Origin of the sequence: Luteococcus sanguinis (assembly GCF_039527675.1) — a bacterium.
In the GTDB taxonomy this organism is placed as follows: Bacteria; Actinomycetota; Actinomycetes; order Propionibacteriales; family Propionibacteriaceae; genus Luteococcus; species Luteococcus sanguinis.
In genome coordinates this window covers 47,578-63,822 of the sequence record NZ_BAAAKI010000006.1, presented here as the reverse complement: position 1 = coordinate 63,822, position 16,245 = coordinate 47,578, and the positions used below count along the sequence as shown (strand labels likewise).

Here is a 16,245-nt window from a genome sequence, read left to right as displayed (position 1 = left end):
CGCCCCGACCACCTGAACCGAGCCTCGGCCAAGGCCCGATCTGCAGTCAATGGAACTAGTAGCCGCAGGTCGCTTGCGCGGCCTGCTCAGTTTTCAGGCGTCGATTTCTGCTCAGATTTCGGCCGACGTTGACAGTCGCAGCCATCGCGACGACCGTGTGAGCTTCGCAACGAAACGCGCGTCACAGTTGAACGCTGGAACTGGGTGCGGGGCGTCAGCTCAGCGGTTCTCGGCGGCGGGTGGTGACCAGTCCGACGGTCACTGCCACGGTGAGTAGCGCTGCGAGCAGAACGTGGATGAGGACCAGTCCCATGGGGCGTCCGGTGAAGTATTGGGTGTAGCCGAGAACACCTTCGGCCACGCTGATCCCCGCGGCCCATTGCCATGCCGTGCGGAACAACTTCGGGGCGTCGACGAGGCGACTGGCGACGAGCAGCGCGACGAGCAGCCCGATGAACAGCATCACGGAATCGGCGTGCAGCCAGCTGGTTGCACGGGGGTCGAAGCCGTAGCGGACGGTGGCTGCCGCGTCACCCGAGTGCGGGCCGGAACCTGTCACGGCGGTGCCCAGGATGATCACGACGGTGCCGACGGCGGTGCCGACCTTCGCTAGGGTGGCGACTAGAGGCGGCACGGTGGGCTGGGCGGGTCCGTCGCCTTCGCGTTCGCGGATGAGCAGGTAGGTGGCGTTGGCGACCAGGAAGATGCTGATCAGGAAGTGCGGGGAGACGGTGGCCGGGTCGAGGTGAGTTAGGACGATCACGCCACCCACGACGCCTTGGACGAGGACGAAGACCAGCGGCACGACGCAGTCCCGCACGAACTTCGGGCGAGTGGACCGGTAGGCGCTTCGAGCGGTCAGATAGAGAGCCGCGGCGATTACGACGAGCACGGGGGTGAGCATCCGGTTGCCGAACTCGATGAACTTGTGGAAGCCCTGGGCCTGGCCAGCGACCGGCACCACCGAACCGGGGACGCAGGTCGGCCACGTCGGGCACCCGAGACCGGAGCCCGTGACCCGCACGAGGACGCCGGTGACGATGATGAGGATGTTGCCGACCAGGTTCGCCCACACTAGGCGTCTCACCCGGAGTACCTGCGACGCGGGGTCTTCGGGCTGGCGCGATGGTGCTGACATGAAAATTCCTTCGTTGCGATGGTCTTTACCAAGAAATTGCCCAACAGAGATCTGCGCTCATCTCGCAGGGCAGATACACGGCAGGCTACGACCGGTGTTCGGGGCTGACCCGAGCTGGCGGACATCAGTCAAGCGGCTGCAAGCACTGGTCGTGGTCCGTGAAGTCTAGGTGCTGAGATCAGCAGACCCTGCCGACCCGGCGGGGGTCTGGTGCTGGGGAAAGGTCCACTTCTGTTGCGAGGCGAAGGCTCTGGCAGTTGATGGTGTGCCGCCGCTGATGTCAACCCCGATCACGGTGAAGCCGTCGGCCACGAGTTGTTGCAGGATGGGGACTCATCGGCGCAGGGTGCGCAGCCGGGTTGCCAGAAGTTGATCACGACGCCACGTTGACTCGCCAGGTCAGCGGTGGTGTCGGCTCCTGCAAGGGGGCTCAGCTTCACTTCCCTGAGATCGAACTGCACATGGTCAGCGGCCACGTCATCGAACGATGGGGAGGTAGATGGCGACGTGTCGGCGCCACACCCGGCGGTCGCGACAAGAGCGAGCGCTCCGGCCCAAAGCGCTGTCGCATGCGAGCTACCCATACGCGGAGACTACAGGTGGCACTGTCGTCGTACGAGCCCCCGCGCGTCGGTGTCTCCAGGATGCGCCTCGCAAACACACTGCCATGCCGCTGATCGCTTCAGGCGCCACGCGAGTGGACCAGGAGACCCAGTACCGCGGTTCCCACAGCGAGGGCAACCACTTGGGCCATTGCAGGGGTGGGGTCAGCAGGCCAGGCCCACCATGAGAGCTGACCGAACAGTTGTCGTCCGAGGAGTGCGGAGAGCGCGCAGTGCACGGCTGGTACCGCCCAGACGATGCGGTGGTCGATGCGTGGCAGGAGCAGGAGCGCTTCCGCGACGACTGTCAGGACGACGCTGATTGCTGGCATCACCCAGGCCGGCGCGACCACAGCAGTGACGCCGAGGTACAGCGCTGTGGCGCCCACGACACGGACCACGCCACGCCACCGGGCGCGGGGCGTCGACAGGCGCCACAGCACCGGCACCGGTTCGGCTACCTGGTAGGCGATGGTGATGCCCACTGCGGCTGACAGGAATGTCGCGGTCGGAACGTCGGTGTCGTCGAGGGCCCGTAGCTGGGGCGCGAGGAGCGCGGCAGGTATCCACCGCTGGGCGACGGCCAGGGCTAACAGGCCGATGAGCAGTGGCCCGAAGTGGTTGGTGCGCCACCACAGCCGCTGGCTCGTCACTGGCAACCGCCTGAGGCCATCTGCTGGGCCACCCACTGGTGCTGTGCTGCGGAGCTGGAGTGGGCGAGTTTCACGTAGGGGCTGTCGCTGGCCTGGTCGAAGCCTGCCTTGGCCGTGGCCCATGTCATCAGCTCGCCCTGGGCTTGAAGGCCAGCAGGGTCGGCGCTGCAGGTGGGCAGCACGGCGAACAGGGCATCGCTGGCGAGAGTCTCCTGCTGGATGGGTAGCGCGATGTCCATGCGCTTGCCGGGGATCGCCCACGGCAGGCCCGCCTGAGTGAACTCGGTGGGTGTGTTCCAGTATCCGTCGACGGTGTTTCGGGCGCTGGCCAGGGCGGTGGCAACGTGTGGCGCATGGTCGGCCAGAGCCGGCCAAGTGCAGTACGTCACGGAACGCGCGGTGGCGCAGGCCGGAGGCGCGGTGAGTTCTCGCGGTCTGGCCCGGTCGGTGCCGGACGTGGCGATCAGGACGATGCCGGCCACTGCGACGACGGCTGCGATACCGGCCGACACGCGGGCTCGTCGGAGCCCGGGCCACAGCACGCCCGCTGTGACCAGCACCACGGCGAGCGCAACTAGCGTGTGGCCGGTGATCACCCTCGGGGCTGGCTCGAGCCACGGCTGGTAGAAGGTTCCGTTGTCGAAGGCCGCAATCAGGTTCCAGCGTCCGGGCAGGTAGGTCGTCAGGTAGCACCACAGGAACACCGGCGCCGCCACCAAGGGCCCGACGGGCCAGCCGTGCCACCGGCAACCGGCCAGGACACCGAGTGACACCGCGCCCGCGAGCGACACGGCCGTCTGGATCCACGGCAGCACCATCGTGGCGCTGAACGGGCTGCCCCACGGACTGTGCGCCACCACCGGGGCCATCACCTGCGCCAAGGTCACCACCCCTGCCCAGAACAGGCCGGCCAGCCACACCACCCGCGCCGGGAACCGGGCGCCGGCCGGGCTGGTCGCCGCCACCTCCGACAATCCCCCCATGCGAGCACCAGTCACGATCGCCACAACACCGGCGAGCAGTGGAACGGTGAACATGCACGCCAGGCTCGACGTCGTCGTCCGGTCCGCCCACAACACGGCCTCCGGCTTCGCCAGAGTGCACAGGACCACCGCGACAAGCACAGTGACCAGCCCACCGGTCAGCAGCAGGCCGTGCGTCGCCTCAGCCACCACAGCCGTCCGGGCAGCACAACGGCCTGCGGTCACTCGTGATCCGCGACGCACCGCAGGTACCCTTCCTCGACCGCAGCAGCCGACACCTCGGCGCCACCGCACAACTCCTGAATGCTGCCATGGAAGGCCACGACACCGTCGTCCAAGACCAGGACCTCCTCGGCCAGGCCCGCGACGTCGTCGACCAGGTGCGTGGCCAGCACCAGCTGACAGTCCAACGACGACAGGGTGTTGCGCAGGTGCACTCGCTGCTGCGGGTCCAGGCCGACCGACGGCTCGTCCACCACCAGCAGGGACGGTTCGTGCACCAGCGCCTGCGCCACGCACAGCCGCTGGTACATCCCACCAGACAACGACGAGATCCGATCGTCACGACGATCCGCGAGACCCACGGCTGTCAGACAACGCTCCGTCGCCTTGGCAACATCGGATACGCCGCGCATCCATGACACATAGGCCATCAACTCGCCGCAGGTGTAGCCGCGCGGGAGTTCCATTGCCTGTGGGACGTAGCCCAGTCGTGCACGGACGGACTCGCGACCCGCTGCCAACGACAGGTTGTCGCCGTCGATCGTGATAGTCCCTACCTGCACAGACGACAGCGTCGTCAACAGGCGAATCAGCGTCGACTTGCCAGCACCGTTGGGGCCCAACAGAGCCACACGACCAGACGACAGATCAGCTGTGACGTCCCGGAGGGCAACCCGTTGCTTGTAGCGGTGGCCCACCGCAGTCATCGCGATCATGACCAGAGCGTAGGACACCAGCACCCTCCACGGTGTCGTACGCGGTTTTGGTCAATTCCTCCTCGGCGCGGGGCATGACACAGGAGTCTGCCGTGCGAAGCACTCTCATGCCGCTGTCGTCGCGTAGCGTCAGACTAGGCCGCATTACGAGGTGATGATTGTCTCCTCACATGAAACTTTCATAGACATAGAAGAGGTCGGTAGCGGGATCGTAGACGCCCAGTACGAACTCGCTGTCAGTCCAGCCGTTTGGCATGAGGGCGTGGGCTTTGCGCAACGAGCGAGTGTCGGGGTCCAGCGGATGGGCCGGTCGCAACTGGGCATTGGCTTGGGTTACCAGACCGCGCTCCTCGGCTGTAAGTGGCTTGGTGGACATCGCGGTGACGTCCAGAAAGGTGCCCTCGGTAGTGGTGCGCAGAGTAGGAGCGAAGACCTTGATCCGGTAGCCGTCGCCATGAAAGCTGGGCTCGGAACGCTGTTCAATGGGGGTCAACGACCGAGGCATCCTCACGCCCCAGTTCGATTCCAACTCACCGATCGGTGCGGATTGGCGCCATTGGATCACAATGTACCGGCCCCCTACGGCCACGGCCAGCAGGCTTAGCAGTGCGAGAAGGCCGACGACGCTGCGTTTCCGAGCACTCATGGGCACTGAGTGTAAGCAGCGGCTGGGTCGACGAGGTGGGCGAGCACTTCACACCCTTGACCAGCACGGCACTTCTCAGACGCGCCAAGGATGTCGCTGTCATCAGCGTGAGGCGTTTCGTGTCAAGGCTGGGTCGGGTGTCCCGGGGTTTTCGTCGGTCCCTGCATAGGTAATGGAGTTGGGCTCTGCAGCGTGTGATCGGGTTGGTCGACGAGGGTCGGGGCTGCCCATGATGACAGACGGGATACCGATGGGGTTCCCAATGCCGCTGAGGGCTCGCCCCGACCCAGCTCTTGGGTGGGCGCCTCGAACTGCTGGTGTCCGAGGGGGTCGGTCAGGCAGCGATGACCTCCAGATGGGACTGGGTGACCTGACCGTGGACGGCGATGTCGGGGTTCCATGCCTGGCCGGTGGTGACGATCGCGTAGAGCTGCCGTAGCAGGCCGGCGGCGACGACGGCCTGGGCCTGGGTGGGCTTGAGCCGGTTCGTCTCGCGGGTGGTGAGGTGGCGGTAGCGGGCCGCGTGGACCTGGTTGTTCTGCAGGCAGCCCCAGACCGCCCGCCAGGCCGCCGCTCGGAGTTCGGGCCGGCCGGCGCCGGTCAGCCTGGCTCTGCCGGTGAACGCCCCGGACATGCGTTCCCTCGGGGCGAGGCCGGCGTGTTTCACGACGGCGCGGGCGGAGGTGAAGCGGGTCAGGTCACCGGTCTCGGCCAGGATCGCGGCTGCGCCGACCGCCGAGAGGCCGTCGATGCTGGTGACCAGCTCGATCAGCCCGAGCTCGTCGAGGACGGCGACCAGTCGTTGGTCGACCTCGACGAGTTGGGTGTGGGCGTGGTCGAAGTCGTCGAGGATCCAGCTGATCCGTTCGAACGCGGAACGTCGGTGTTCCAGCACCCCGGCCGGGTCGTCGAGGGCGGTGAAAAGCCTTGTCACGATCCGCCGGCAGGGACGCTGGTAACCGCGGCGGATCAGCTCGCGACCGACCTGGTGCTCGAAACGGGCCAGACCTCGGCGCCGGGTCAGGGCGAGGTCGCCGCCGTCGCGGGAGACGATTACGTGGAGCGCGGCGATCCAGGTGTGGGACTTGAACGGTTGCTTCGCGGTCTCGAGAGCCGCGGGCCAGACGCACTCCAGCAGGGCCCTGATCTGTTGGACAGACTCGGTATGGACGCCGAGCAGCCGGGCCCGTCGCTGCCCTAGGTGACGCAGCCGACCCCAGGTCTCGTCGACCTGTTCGGGCAGGTAGCAGCGCAACTGCGCGGTCAGCCGGGCGATCAGGACCGCGTCCTTGTCGTCGGTCTTGTCGATGGTCAGGTCCTCGGTCTTGCGGGCCCATGACGACAACATCGGTTGAACGCAGACGAAGCTCATGCCGCGGTCGGCGGCGAGCTGCCCGAGGACGCGCCAGCGGTGCCCGGTCGGTTCGCAGGCGACTGTTACGCCGGTGTAGCCAGCCCTCGTCGCGCGGTCGGCGGCCCAGTCGAGGGCCTTGCCCAGGTCCCAGGCCTTGCAACGGAAGGTTCGGCGGGCCAAGACCTTCGAGTCGTGGTCGCAGACAACCAGCATCTGCTTGGTGTCCGCGAGGTCGATCCCGACGATCGCGTTCGTGACCGGGACGGCCTCCCGGAGCCGCCCGAGTCGGGCATTGCGGTTGCGGTCACCACGGGAAACACCACTAGCGTGAGACATGTTCGTCCTCCTTCTGCGATGGGACACCAAGCCCTTCAAGCGCAGCAGGAGGACGTTCCCCCACGCCAGACCCCGTGTGCTCAAACACGTTCCTATGCCGCTCTGCGCGGCGTCGAAGACGCACGCGACTGCCGCTGGTCGAGCGGGCGGCAAGGTTGCCCTGATGCGGTCCTCGGGGGGCGCAATCCGTAGGTTCTCAGCTTTCTATTTTGAACGGGGACCGCTCCAGGGTCCATCTGTGCAAAGTACGCAGCGGCGAGGCATGCAATCTGCAGTGCATCTCGACAGGGAGCTGTGTCGGGGCTGGGTGGGCGCTCGGTATGGCGGGATTCACAGATTCCTCACAGCCCCCTGAGGGTTGATGGAGGGCTTTGGCGACGAACACTTGGACCATGCAGAACGAGCAGAATCCCTGGGGAGAGCCGACCCAGCAGATCCCGGCGGTCGACGCGACGCAGCAGATCCCCGCCGTGGAGGCCACCCAGCAGATTCCGATCACCGAGCCGACGCTGCAGTTCCTGTTCGAGCCCACCCAGCCGATCCCGGGGCAGACGGCGGCCGAGGCGACCCAGCAGGTGCCCGCCCAGCCCGTGCACTTCGGGGTGCCGTCGGCGCAGGGTCCGGCCGACTTCGCCGTCCCCGGCGCGCAGCAGGAGTACGCCGCCCAGCAGGCTCAGCTGTACGAGCAGCAGCAGCTCGCGGCCCAACAGCAGTACGAACAGCAGCAGTACGCGGCCCAGCAGGCGCAGTACGCAGCCCAACAGCAGTACGCCGCCCAGCAGGGCCAGCCGGCGCAGCAGCTCGCCGTGGGAGGTTCGGGCGGCGGCTACCAACCTCCGGCCAATCCTTGGGGCGCTCCCAGCGGCCAACCCGTCGGCGGTCAACCCACCGGTCCGATCGCCTTCCAGCAGCCCCGCAGGTCGTCCACCGGACGTCGTGCCGGCGTCGCCGCCGCGTTGCTGACCACCATCCTGGGCACGGCCGTCCTGGTGCAGGGGCCGCTGACGAGCCTGGCCGAGTCGCAGCTGCCGGGCACCAGCCAGACCCAGACCAACCAAGGCTCCGGCAGCAACGGCACCGGATCCAACTCGGGCACCGACCAGGACCAGACGGACCAGGACCAGACGGACCAGGACCAGACCCAGACCGACCCCAACCAAGGTGGTTGGGGACAGCAGCCCCAGTGGCCGGGCCAGGGGACGGACGACCAGAGCACGGACGACCAGGGCACCGGATCCAGTGGTTCCAGCGGTTCCAGCGGTTCGGGGAGCCAGGACCAAGGCACCAACGAGCAGTCCGGAACCACCACCTCGCAAGGGCAGACGTCCGCCACGGACGCCCAGCAGACCGGCGTCGTGCTGATCAACACCAAGACCACCAACGGCTCGGCGGCGGGCACGGGCATGGTGCTCACCACCAATGGCTACGTGCTGACGAACTACCACGTGGTGCAGTCGTCCACCTCGATCGAGGTCGAGATCGCGTCCACCCAGAAGACCTACACCGCGACGGTCGTCGGCAATGACGCCGCGAAGGACGTCGCCCTGCTCAAGCTCGCTGACGCCTCCGGCCTGAGCACCGTCACGCTCGACGACGACAACGACCTCGCGGTCGGTTCCACGGTCACGGCTGTCGGCAACTCGAACGGGCAGGGCTACCTGAGTGCGGCCACCGGCACGGTCACCGACCTGAGCTCGTCCATCACGGTCACCAATGAGGCCTCCTCGAGCGGTTCGGAGGAGCTGGAGAACGTCTACCAGACCAGCGCGCAGGCCGTCTCCGGTGACTCCGGCGGCCCGATGTTCGACGACGAGGGCGAGGTGATCGGCATGACCACGGCCGGGCAGTCATCCAGCAGCGGACGCAGCACCCAGTCGGTCACCGTCGCGAGCTTCGCGGTGCCGATCACCCGGGCGATGGAGATCGTCGACCAGATCGAGGCTGGCAACGAGTCGGGCACCGTGCGGATCGGCCCGAACGCCTACCTCGGCGTCTCGGTGCAGACCAGCCAGTCGGGCGAGCTCGTCGTGAGTTCGGTCGTCGAGGGCCAGGCGGCCGCGAACGCCGGACTCGCTGCCGGCGACGTGATCACCAGCCTCGGGGGCACCGACATCAGCTCGCATGCGGAACTGTCGGCGGCGCTGGCCACCCACGAGCCGGGCGACGAGGTCACCATCACCTGGGCCGACTCCCAGGGCAGCACCCACTCCGCCAAGGCGACGCTGGGCGAGAGCCCCGTCAACTGACGGCCTCAGGGGATCGCTCGGGCATGCGCTGGGGGATCTCTCAGCCGCAGGGACCACAATGTGGGGATGGACATTGCCTGGCTGCTGCAGAACGTACCGGGGTACGCCGTGTACCTGGTCATCGGACTGCTGGTCGGGGTCGAGAGCATCGGAGTCCCGGTGCCGGGCGAGACGGCGATCATCACTGCGACCATCGCCTCCCGTGTCTCCACCGCGGGCTTCGGACCTGTGGGCATCGGGTTGGCCGCCATCATTGGCGCCGTCATCGGTGATTCGATCGGCTACTGGGTCGGGCGCGAGAAGGGCGACGTACTGCTCACCTGGGTGATGCGCAGGTTCCCCAAGCACGTCACCCCGGCGCACCTCGCCTGGGCGAAGGCCCTGATGGGCCGCTACGGCATGGGCACCGTCTTCGGTGGACGCTTCGTCGCGCTCCTCCGGATGCTGGCGGGGCCCCTGGCCGGAGCGATGGGCATGCACTACCCGACCTTCCTGGCCGCCAATGTGCTGGGCGGGATCTGCTGGGCGGGCGGGACCGTCGCGGTGGTGTGGTACCTCGGCGCCGCGACCGAGCAGTGGCTCGCCCGCGCGGCGTGGGTGCTGCTGGCGGTGCTGGTCGGCGGCGGCCTGCTCGCCAGCCGCAAGATGAAGCAGGTGATGGAGGCGCAGGTCGCCGAATATGCCCGCACCCACCCGGAAAGAATCGACGCGATCGACCCCCACCAGGGGCACCGGGCCTGACATCGGGCCTAGTCTGGCGGGCATGAAGATCCTGCTGGTCGAGGACGACCGCTCGCTCGCCGAGGTGACCCGGCGAGGGCTGGCCGCCGAGGGACACGTCGTCGAACTTGCCCGTGACGGACGCGAGGGCGCGATCCGCGCGGTGCACGGCGACTACGACGTCGTCGTCTTGGACATCATGTTGCCGCTGCTCAACGGTTACGACGTGCTCAAGGCGATGCGCTCCGCGGAGGTCTGGACGCCGGTGCTGATGCTGACCGCCAAGGACGGCGAGTACGACCAGGCCGATGCCTTCGACCTGGGCGCGGACGACTACCTGACCAAGCCCTTCAGCTTCGTGGTCCTCAATGCCCGGCTGCGCGCCCTGGCACGACGCGGGTCGACACCGCGTCCGACCTTGCTCAGCGCGCAAGACCTGACCCTCGACCCGTCCAGCCATCGCGTCACTCGCTTCGGCGAGGAGGTGACGCTCACCCCGCGCGAGTTCAACCTGCTCACCTACCTGCTTGAGCAGAAGGGTGCCGTGGTGACCAAGGCGCAGATCCTGGACGCGGTGTGGGGTGCGCAGCACGAGGGTGACCAGAATGTGGTCGAGGTCTACGTCGGCTACCTGCGCAAGAAGATCGACGTGCCCTTCAAGGCCAACACCATCCAGACCGTGCGGGGCGTCGGGTACCGCGTCGCGGTCGACTGATCGGGGCTCGCGACAGTGTGGGAGAGGGGTAGGAGGCTGTGGGTCAGGCTGGGGATCCGACGCCAGCTGACGGTCTTCGCGGCCATCGCCGTCTCCCTGCCGTTGGCGTTGGGCGTCTTCGTCTTCGGCAACCTGCTGACGCGATCGCTGACGAATTCGCTGGTGGATTCCACGGGGCAGGTCGCCGAGCGCGTCTCCGACTACGTCGCCGACCACGGCATGATGATGATGCCCGGCGAACTTGACGTGGCGCAGGAGTACCGCGTCCAGGTCGTCGACGCGAATGGGGACGTGTTGTGGACCTCCGCGCCGCGCCACAACGAAGCCTTCTCCGACCTGCGCCCCGCATCGGGCCAGCAGATGCACGCCGGCGGGCTCATGTACTGGCTCCCTCGCGAGCCAGCCGAGCTCGACCTGGTGGTCGCCGAGGGCGTTGAGAACTCAGAGCTCGTGGTGCAGGTCGCGACCAGCCAGCGCGACCAGCAGTCGGCCGTCAACCTGACCGTCGCCCTGCTCGCCTCCGCGATCCCGCTGCTGACGCTGGCAACATCGGTGGTCGCGTGGTGGCTGGTCGGGCGCGCGCTTCGTCCGGTCGAGCGGATGACCGGACGGCTGGCCAGGATCAACTCCCCAATCGGCGAGGAGCGGGTGCCGGTGCCCTCAGCCGACGACTCACTGCGCACCCTCGGCGAGACGATGAACGACATGCTCGACCGGCTGCAGCTGGCGCAGCGCTCCCAGCGCTCCTTCGTCTCGGACGCCAGCCACGAACTCCGCTCCCCGGTCGCGACGCTGTCCGGCGCGATTGAGATCGCGTCCATGGCCGACGACCTGGAGACCTGGCGCGAGATGTCGGGGCTGATGGGGTCCGAGGTGAAGCGGCTGGACGAGTTGGTCCAAGGGCTGCTGGCGCTCTCCCGCGCGGACGACTCAGGTCTCACGCTCGACAAGCAGGACGTCGACCTGGACGACCTGGCCGAGACCGAGGTCGCCCGCCTGCGCAGTTCGGCGACCCGCGAGGTCAAGGCCGACGTGCACCCGGCGCGGCTGGTGGCCGACCCCTCGTTGCTTCGCCAGATCCTGGTGAACCTGGGTGACAACGCGATGCGGCACGCCGACTCGATGGTCCGGGTGTCGGTGCGTCAGGAGCCTGACGGTGGTGCCGTGCTGCGCGTGGACGACGACGGGGCTGGCATCGCCGAGGAGGACCGGTCGCGCGTCTTCGACCGCTTCGTCCGCTTGCAGGAGTCCCGCAACCGGGACGAGGGTGGATCGGGGCTGGGCCTGGCGATCGTGGCGCAGATCGTCCGGGCGCACCGGGGCCGGATCGAGGTCGTCGACTCCGACCTAGGTGGAGCTGGTTTCGTCGTCCGGTTGCCTGCTGGGGGCTAGGCCTGCGTCGGGATTGTCCCTCGGCCGATCAGTCGGGTGACGAGCTTGAACAGTTCGGTTGATCCGGCGCCGCGCACCGAGTGGGTGGCGGCGGCGCGTGCGTCCGAGGCTCCGGGGAGCACCGCGATGCTCGTCCCAGCGGCCATCAGCATCGGGACGTCGGTGTCGGAGTCACCGACGGCCAACACGTCCGAGAGCGGGATCTTCAACGCCTTGCCCAGCGCGACCAGGGCATTGCCCTTGCCGGAGTCGACGTGCCAGATGTCGTTGAGGCCCATGCCCGAATGGGTGAAGACCAGCCCCGGCACGGATTCCACGGCAGTGCGGACCTCCGGGATCGCCCGGTCGTCCCCCTCGGCCATGATCTTGCGCACCCGCAGGCCGAGCAGCTGGTCAGCGCGGATGTTGGCCAGGCGCTTGGTGGCCTTCGTCCAGGTGTCGTGCTCCTCGCGGTCCAACAGCTCCTTCTCACCGATGCCGAGCCAGCGTCCGTCCGAGCAGTAGACATTGATCGCGTTGCCGCCGGCGGCGACGAAGTTGGCCAGCGCGGCGGCCAGGCGTCCCTCGATTGCGAAGCCCACCTCGCGGACGGGCGTGTCGTCGGCGTGGAGCACCTCGGCGCCGTTGAAGCCGACCAGGTGCATCGGCACCCCGATCTGGTCACGGACCAGGCGCAGGGACTCGGTGGGGCGGGCGCTGGCTAGCGCCAACTGGGCACCGGTGCCGGCCAGGGCGGCGATGCGCTCGGCGGTCGCGTCAGCGAGGCGTTCGCCCGTGTGCAGGAGCGTGCCGTCGACGTCGAAGACGACCAGTTGGATACCCATGGCCGACACCATATCCAGCGCGGGCGGCGGTGCTGAGGTGTCCGGGATGGGGGAATCCGCGTCAGGCGTCCAGCGTGGTGACCAGCGACTTCAGCTCCTGGGTGCCGCAGGCCAGGGTGCCGCCCGCCAGCTTCTGGGCCTCGGCGCGGGTGATGCTGCCGGTGGGTTGCTGGAGGTGCGGGACCTTCCACGAGACCTTCTCGACATTGTCGATGCAGGCCATCGCCAGCACGGCGCGCTTGCGCAAGGCGGAGTGCGCGGTGGTGTCAGTGAGGCCCTGCGCGGAGGTGTTGAAGTTGATCTTGAGCTCATGGGGCTGCTTGTCGGTGACCAACTCGAAGGTCCGGGCGCCGACGACCTCGAGGTGCAGCGCGTCCAGGATCGATGCGTCGGCGGAGTTGTCGCCCAGGTAGCGGGTGTGGGCCCGCGCCAGCGCGTCGACGTCAATGGCCTCGGCCAGCGGGGTGCTGACGTCCCTGCTCAGGGCGCTGCTCTCTGCGACGCCGCAGCCCGTGGTGGCGAGGACGGCGGCGACGAGCAAGAGGCCGCAGGGGTGCAGGGTGCGCGTGGTCAGGGTGCGCGTGGTCATGGTTCCAGTGGTCATGACTCCATGCTCGCCAGCCGAGGTCTCATCGGGCATCCGTCGGCGGGTGCGAGCGCGCGGCGACAGCTACGACTTCGGTCTGAGACGGAGCATCCGGAGGTAGGGGCCTTCCGGGGTGCGGGCGTCCCGAAGGGGCCTGCCGCGGGGGTGCGCCAAACTGGTCCGGTGACCTTCGACCTGGATGCCATCGGACGCGGGCTGCCCGTCCTCGGCGCGGTGGACGAGTTGGTGGCGACACTGCGTGGGGATCGGGGGAATCCGGTTCCGCGAGCGGTACATTCCTTCACCCAATCTCTTGGCGTCGCCGTCGTCGAGGCTCCCCCCGGCACGGGCAAGACGACCCTGGTCCCGCCGTTGGTGGCCAATCTCACCCCCGGCAGGGTCCTGGTCTCCCAGCCGCGCCGGATCGCCGCCCGCGCCGCCGCCCGCAGGCTGGCCTCGCTGACCGGGACGCACGTCGGAGAACTGGCCGGGTACGTCGTCCGCGGGGACGTCGTGACCGGACCATCGACCAGGGTCGAGTTCTGCACTGCCGGGGTCTTGTTGCGACGGTTGCTGGCAGACCCGGAGCTGCCCGGGGTGGGCGCGGTGGTGCTGGACGAGGTGCACGAGCGCGCGCTGGAGACCGACCTCGCCTTCGGCATGCTGGCCGAGTTGCGGGAGCTGCGGCCCGATCTGGGCCTGGTGGTGATGTCGGCCACGCTGGACGCGGACCGTTGGGCAGGGCTGTTGGGTGGTGCGCCGGTGGTCCGGGTGTCGGCCGACCTGCACCCATTGGAGGTGCGGTGGGCTCCGGCACAGGGGGCCCGTCAGGACGCCCGCGGCGTCACCCCCGCCTTCCTGGACCACTTGGCCTCGGTCGCCGCTGGCTGTGTCGCCGAGGCCCCCGACGGTGGACGGGTACTGGCCTTTGCCCCAGGTGCCCGGGAGTGCGACCAGGTGGTGTCACGCCTTGTCAGCCGCGGCGTCGACGCGGCGGCGCTGCACGGCTCCCTGGCGCCGCGAGAGCAGGACGCGATCCTGTCCGGGGCGCATCGCGTGGTGGTGGCGACCTCGATCGCCGAGTCGTCACTGACGGTGCCGGGGGTGCGGGTGGTCGTCGATTCAGGCCTGTCGCGCGAGCCGCGGCGTGACCGGGCACGGGGGATGTCGGGGCTGGTGACGGTGGCGGAGCCGCGGTCGTCCGCGGAACAGCGCGCGGGACGTGCCGCGAGGTTGGGGCCGGGTGTCGTCGTCCGCTGTTTCCCGGAGGCCGACTGGCACCGGCTGCGCCCATTCACGATGCCGGAGGTGTTGACCGCCGACCTCACCCGCGCGGCATTGGACCTTGCCTGCTGGGGGTCTCCCGGTGGGATTGGTCTGCCGCTCCCGGACTCTTTGCCCACGGAGGCGTTGGGCGATGCGCTCGCGGTGCTGCATGGGCTGGGGGCCGTGGACGAGACGGGACGGGCGACCGCGCGTGGCCGGGCGTTGGCGCTGTTGCCGGTGGAACCGCGGTTGGGACGGGCGTTGGTGAAGTGCGCCCCGGTGGTGGGACGCCGGCGAGCGGCGGAGGTCGTCGCGCTGTTGTCCGGGGATGAGCGGATGGTGGGTGGCGACCTGCTCGCCGTCTGGCGTTCCACGAAGGGCTCGCCGGTGCTGCGGAGAGAGTCCGACCGGCTGGAGCGGATGATCCCCGGTGATCATGGTGATCCCCGGGCCGGTCGAGGGGTAGGCGACGAGGAGGCCGTCTCGCTGGTCGTCGGTTCTGCTTGGCCCGACCGGATCGCCCGACGTCGTCCCGGCACCGATGACTACCTGACCGTCTCCGGGACCGGCGTGACCCTGCCTTCGGACTCACGGCTGAAAGGCGCCGAGTGGCTGGCCGTGGCGGAGGTCGCCCGGGTCGGTGAGCGAGCTGTCGTCCGCTCCGGGGCGATCGCTTCGCAGGACCTGGCTCAGCGGTGCGCGTCCGAGCTATTGGTGCGTGAGACCATCGGACGCTTCACCGATGGACGCGTGACGGCCCGCGTGGTGACCCGGCTGGGGGCGCTTGAACTGACGTCGACCCCGGTCAGCGCAACCCCCGAGGTGGGTCGCGCGGCCCTGGCCGAAGCTCTGCGCACACAGGGATTGCGCGGGGTACTGGACTGGCGGGAGGGCGTCCAGACGCTGCGCTGCAGGCTGGCGGTGCTGCACCACGCCCTCGGGGACCCGTGGCCGGCGATGGACGACGAGTCCCTGCTGGACAGGGCCGACGAGTGGCTGGCGCCGGAGCTGGACCGGCTGGCGGAAGGGGGTTCGGCGTCCTCGCTGGACCTGACCTCCGCGCTGCGTCGGCTGTTGCCGTGGCCGGCAGCGGCACGGCTGGACGAGCTGGTGCCGGAGCGTATCGAGGTGCCCACGGGAGCGATGATCCGGTTGGACTACCCCGAAGACCCGGCCGACCGCGTCGTGCTCTCCGTCAAGCTGCAGGAGTGCTTCGGCATGGTCGACACCCCGCGGATCGTGGACGGACGGGTACCCGTCCTGATGCACCTGCTGTCGCCCGCCCAGCGTCCGTTGGCCGTGACCGACGACCTCGCATCCTTCTGGACGAATGCCTACCCGAGCGTCCGGGCCGAGAACCGTGGCCGCTACATCAAGCACCCTTGGCCCGAGGACCCGCTCACCGCGCCCCCGCGTCGGGGCACCACCAGATCAGGGCGATAGCGGTTGTGAGGGGTAGCCGCTCGGGCGAACCGCAGGCGCTGTTGCTGCAACACGGGCATGCGAGCGGCGGGACACGCGCTGGATCACGCGGACGCGCAACAGGCCTCGCCAAGGAAGGGGAGGCGAGGCCTGTTGGGGGGACTTGACGGGAATCGTTCGATCGGGCTCCTCTCCTAGGGTCGTTGCCGCTCGCGGGGTGACGCGATCAGGCGGCCTTGAGGAGCGTGAGCTTCACCCGGTCGGTGCCCACGTGGTGGATCGAGGCGGAAACGGGGCGGGTCTTGAGCGCCCAGGCGATCGTGGCGGACGAGAGGGTCGCGGCGGGGGTGTGCTGGGTGGTGTCCATGTCGTCTCCTTGGGTTTCCGGGCTGTTCGCCCTGACAAGGAAGACTTTGCTCGGACA

Annotated in this window: 14 protein-coding genes; 5 read left to right on the top strand and 9 right to left on the bottom strand. The window is 68.6% G+C overall.

Translation table 11 applies throughout. The features are described from left to right. Positions 1–214: 214 nt before the first annotated feature. The 6 genes from ABD089_RS06780 to ABD089_RS06755 all read right to left on the bottom strand — a co-directional run bounded on the left by ABD089_RS06780 (position 215) and on the right by ABD089_RS06755 (position 6,650). Positions 215–1,138 carry a COX15/CtaA family protein gene (locus ABD089_RS06780; RefSeq protein WP_343885516.1) on the bottom strand — a complete coding sequence of 308 codons (924 nt, stop codon included), beginning with the start codon at positions 1,136–1,138 and terminating at the stop codon, positions 215–217. Between the two features lie 682 nt (positions 1,139–1,820). Next, the gene (locus ABD089_RS06775; RefSeq protein ID WP_343885515.1) at positions 1,821–2,393 is read right to left on the bottom strand and encodes a hypothetical protein; all 573 of its coding nucleotides are present in this window, start codon (positions 2,391–2,393) and stop codon (positions 1,821–1,823) included. After that, complete coding sequence (locus ABD089_RS06770; protein WP_343885514.1) at positions 2,390–3,601, bottom strand: hypothetical protein; 1,212 nt, start codon at positions 3,599–3,601, stop codon at positions 2,390–2,392. Before ABD089_RS06770 ends, ABD089_RS06775 begins: the two co-directional genes overlap by 4 nt. Continuing rightward, positions 3,598–4,305, bottom strand: coding sequence for an ABC transporter ATP-binding protein (locus ABD089_RS06765; RefSeq protein WP_343885519.1), 708 nt, complete (start codon positions 4,303–4,305; stop codon positions 3,598–3,600). Before ABD089_RS06765 ends, ABD089_RS06770 begins: the two co-directional genes overlap by 4 nt. A 175-nt stretch (positions 4,306–4,480) precedes the next feature. After that, a complete protein-coding gene (locus tag ABD089_RS06760) occupies positions 4,481–4,960 on the bottom strand; it encodes a hypothetical protein (RefSeq protein WP_343885513.1) in 480 nt (159 codons plus the stop codon). A 334-nt stretch (positions 4,961–5,294) separates the two neighbouring features. After that, complete coding sequence (locus ABD089_RS06755; RefSeq protein WP_343885511.1) at positions 5,295–6,650, bottom strand: IS110 family RNA-guided transposase; 1,356 nt, start codon at positions 6,648–6,650, stop codon at positions 5,295–5,297. Between the two features lie 392 nt (positions 6,651–7,042). Between ABD089_RS06755 and ABD089_RS06750 the strand changes: the two genes are divergently transcribed. The 4 genes from ABD089_RS06750 (at position 7,043) to ABD089_RS06735 (ending at position 11,723) form a co-directional block, all read left to right on the top strand. Then, positions 7,043–8,896: a S1C family serine protease gene (locus tag ABD089_RS06750; protein WP_343885510.1), complete on the top strand. Its 1,854-nt coding sequence runs from the start codon at positions 7,043–7,045 to the stop codon at positions 8,894–8,896. Positions 8,897–8,962: 66 nt separating this feature from the next. Next, positions 8,963–9,637 (top strand): DedA family protein, encoded by a 675-nt coding sequence (locus tag ABD089_RS06745; RefSeq protein ID WP_343885508.1) that lies wholly within the window; start codon positions 8,963–8,965, stop codon positions 9,635–9,637. 22 nt (positions 9,638–9,659) lie between these two features. Further along, entirely contained in the window at positions 9,660–10,331 is a 672-nt protein-coding gene (locus tag ABD089_RS06740) for a response regulator transcription factor (protein ID WP_343885506.1), read from the top strand. A gap of 15 nt (positions 10,332–10,346) precedes the next feature. After that, positions 10,347–11,723 carry a sensor histidine kinase gene (locus ABD089_RS06735; RefSeq protein WP_343885504.1) on the top strand — a complete coding sequence of 459 codons (1,377 nt, stop codon included), beginning with the start codon at positions 10,347–10,349 and terminating at the stop codon, positions 11,721–11,723. Here ABD089_RS06735 and ABD089_RS06730 read toward each other — a convergent pair. Both ABD089_RS06730 and ABD089_RS06725 read right to left on the bottom strand, forming a co-directional pair. Continuing rightward, positions 11,720–12,547 carry an HAD-IIB family hydrolase gene (locus ABD089_RS06730; protein WP_343885502.1) on the bottom strand — a complete coding sequence of 276 codons (828 nt, stop codon included), beginning with the start codon at positions 12,545–12,547 and terminating at the stop codon, positions 11,720–11,722. The two genes, ABD089_RS06735 and ABD089_RS06730, sit on opposite strands and share 4 nt — an antisense overlap. A gap of 61 nt (positions 12,548–12,608) precedes the next feature. Beyond that, the gene (locus ABD089_RS06725) at positions 12,609–13,151 is read right to left on the bottom strand and encodes a DUF4825 domain-containing protein (RefSeq protein WP_343885500.1); all 543 of its coding nucleotides are present in this window, start codon (positions 13,149–13,151) and stop codon (positions 12,609–12,611) included. Positions 13,152–13,316: 165 nt separating this feature from the next. Between ABD089_RS06725 and hrpB the strand changes: the two genes are divergently transcribed. Continuing rightward, on the top strand, positions 13,317–15,842 hold the full coding sequence (gene hrpB, locus ABD089_RS06720; protein ID WP_343885498.1) for an ATP-dependent helicase HrpB: 2,526 nt from the start codon (positions 13,317–13,319) through the stop codon (positions 15,840–15,842). 205 nt (positions 15,843–16,047) lie between these two features. Here hrpB and ABD089_RS06715 read toward each other — a convergent pair whose 3' ends face one another. Beyond that, the gene (locus ABD089_RS06715) at positions 16,048–16,188 is read right to left on the bottom strand and encodes a hypothetical protein (RefSeq protein WP_343885497.1); all 141 of its coding nucleotides are present in this window, start codon (positions 16,186–16,188) and stop codon (positions 16,048–16,050) included. Positions 16,189–16,245: the final 57 nt, after the last annotated feature.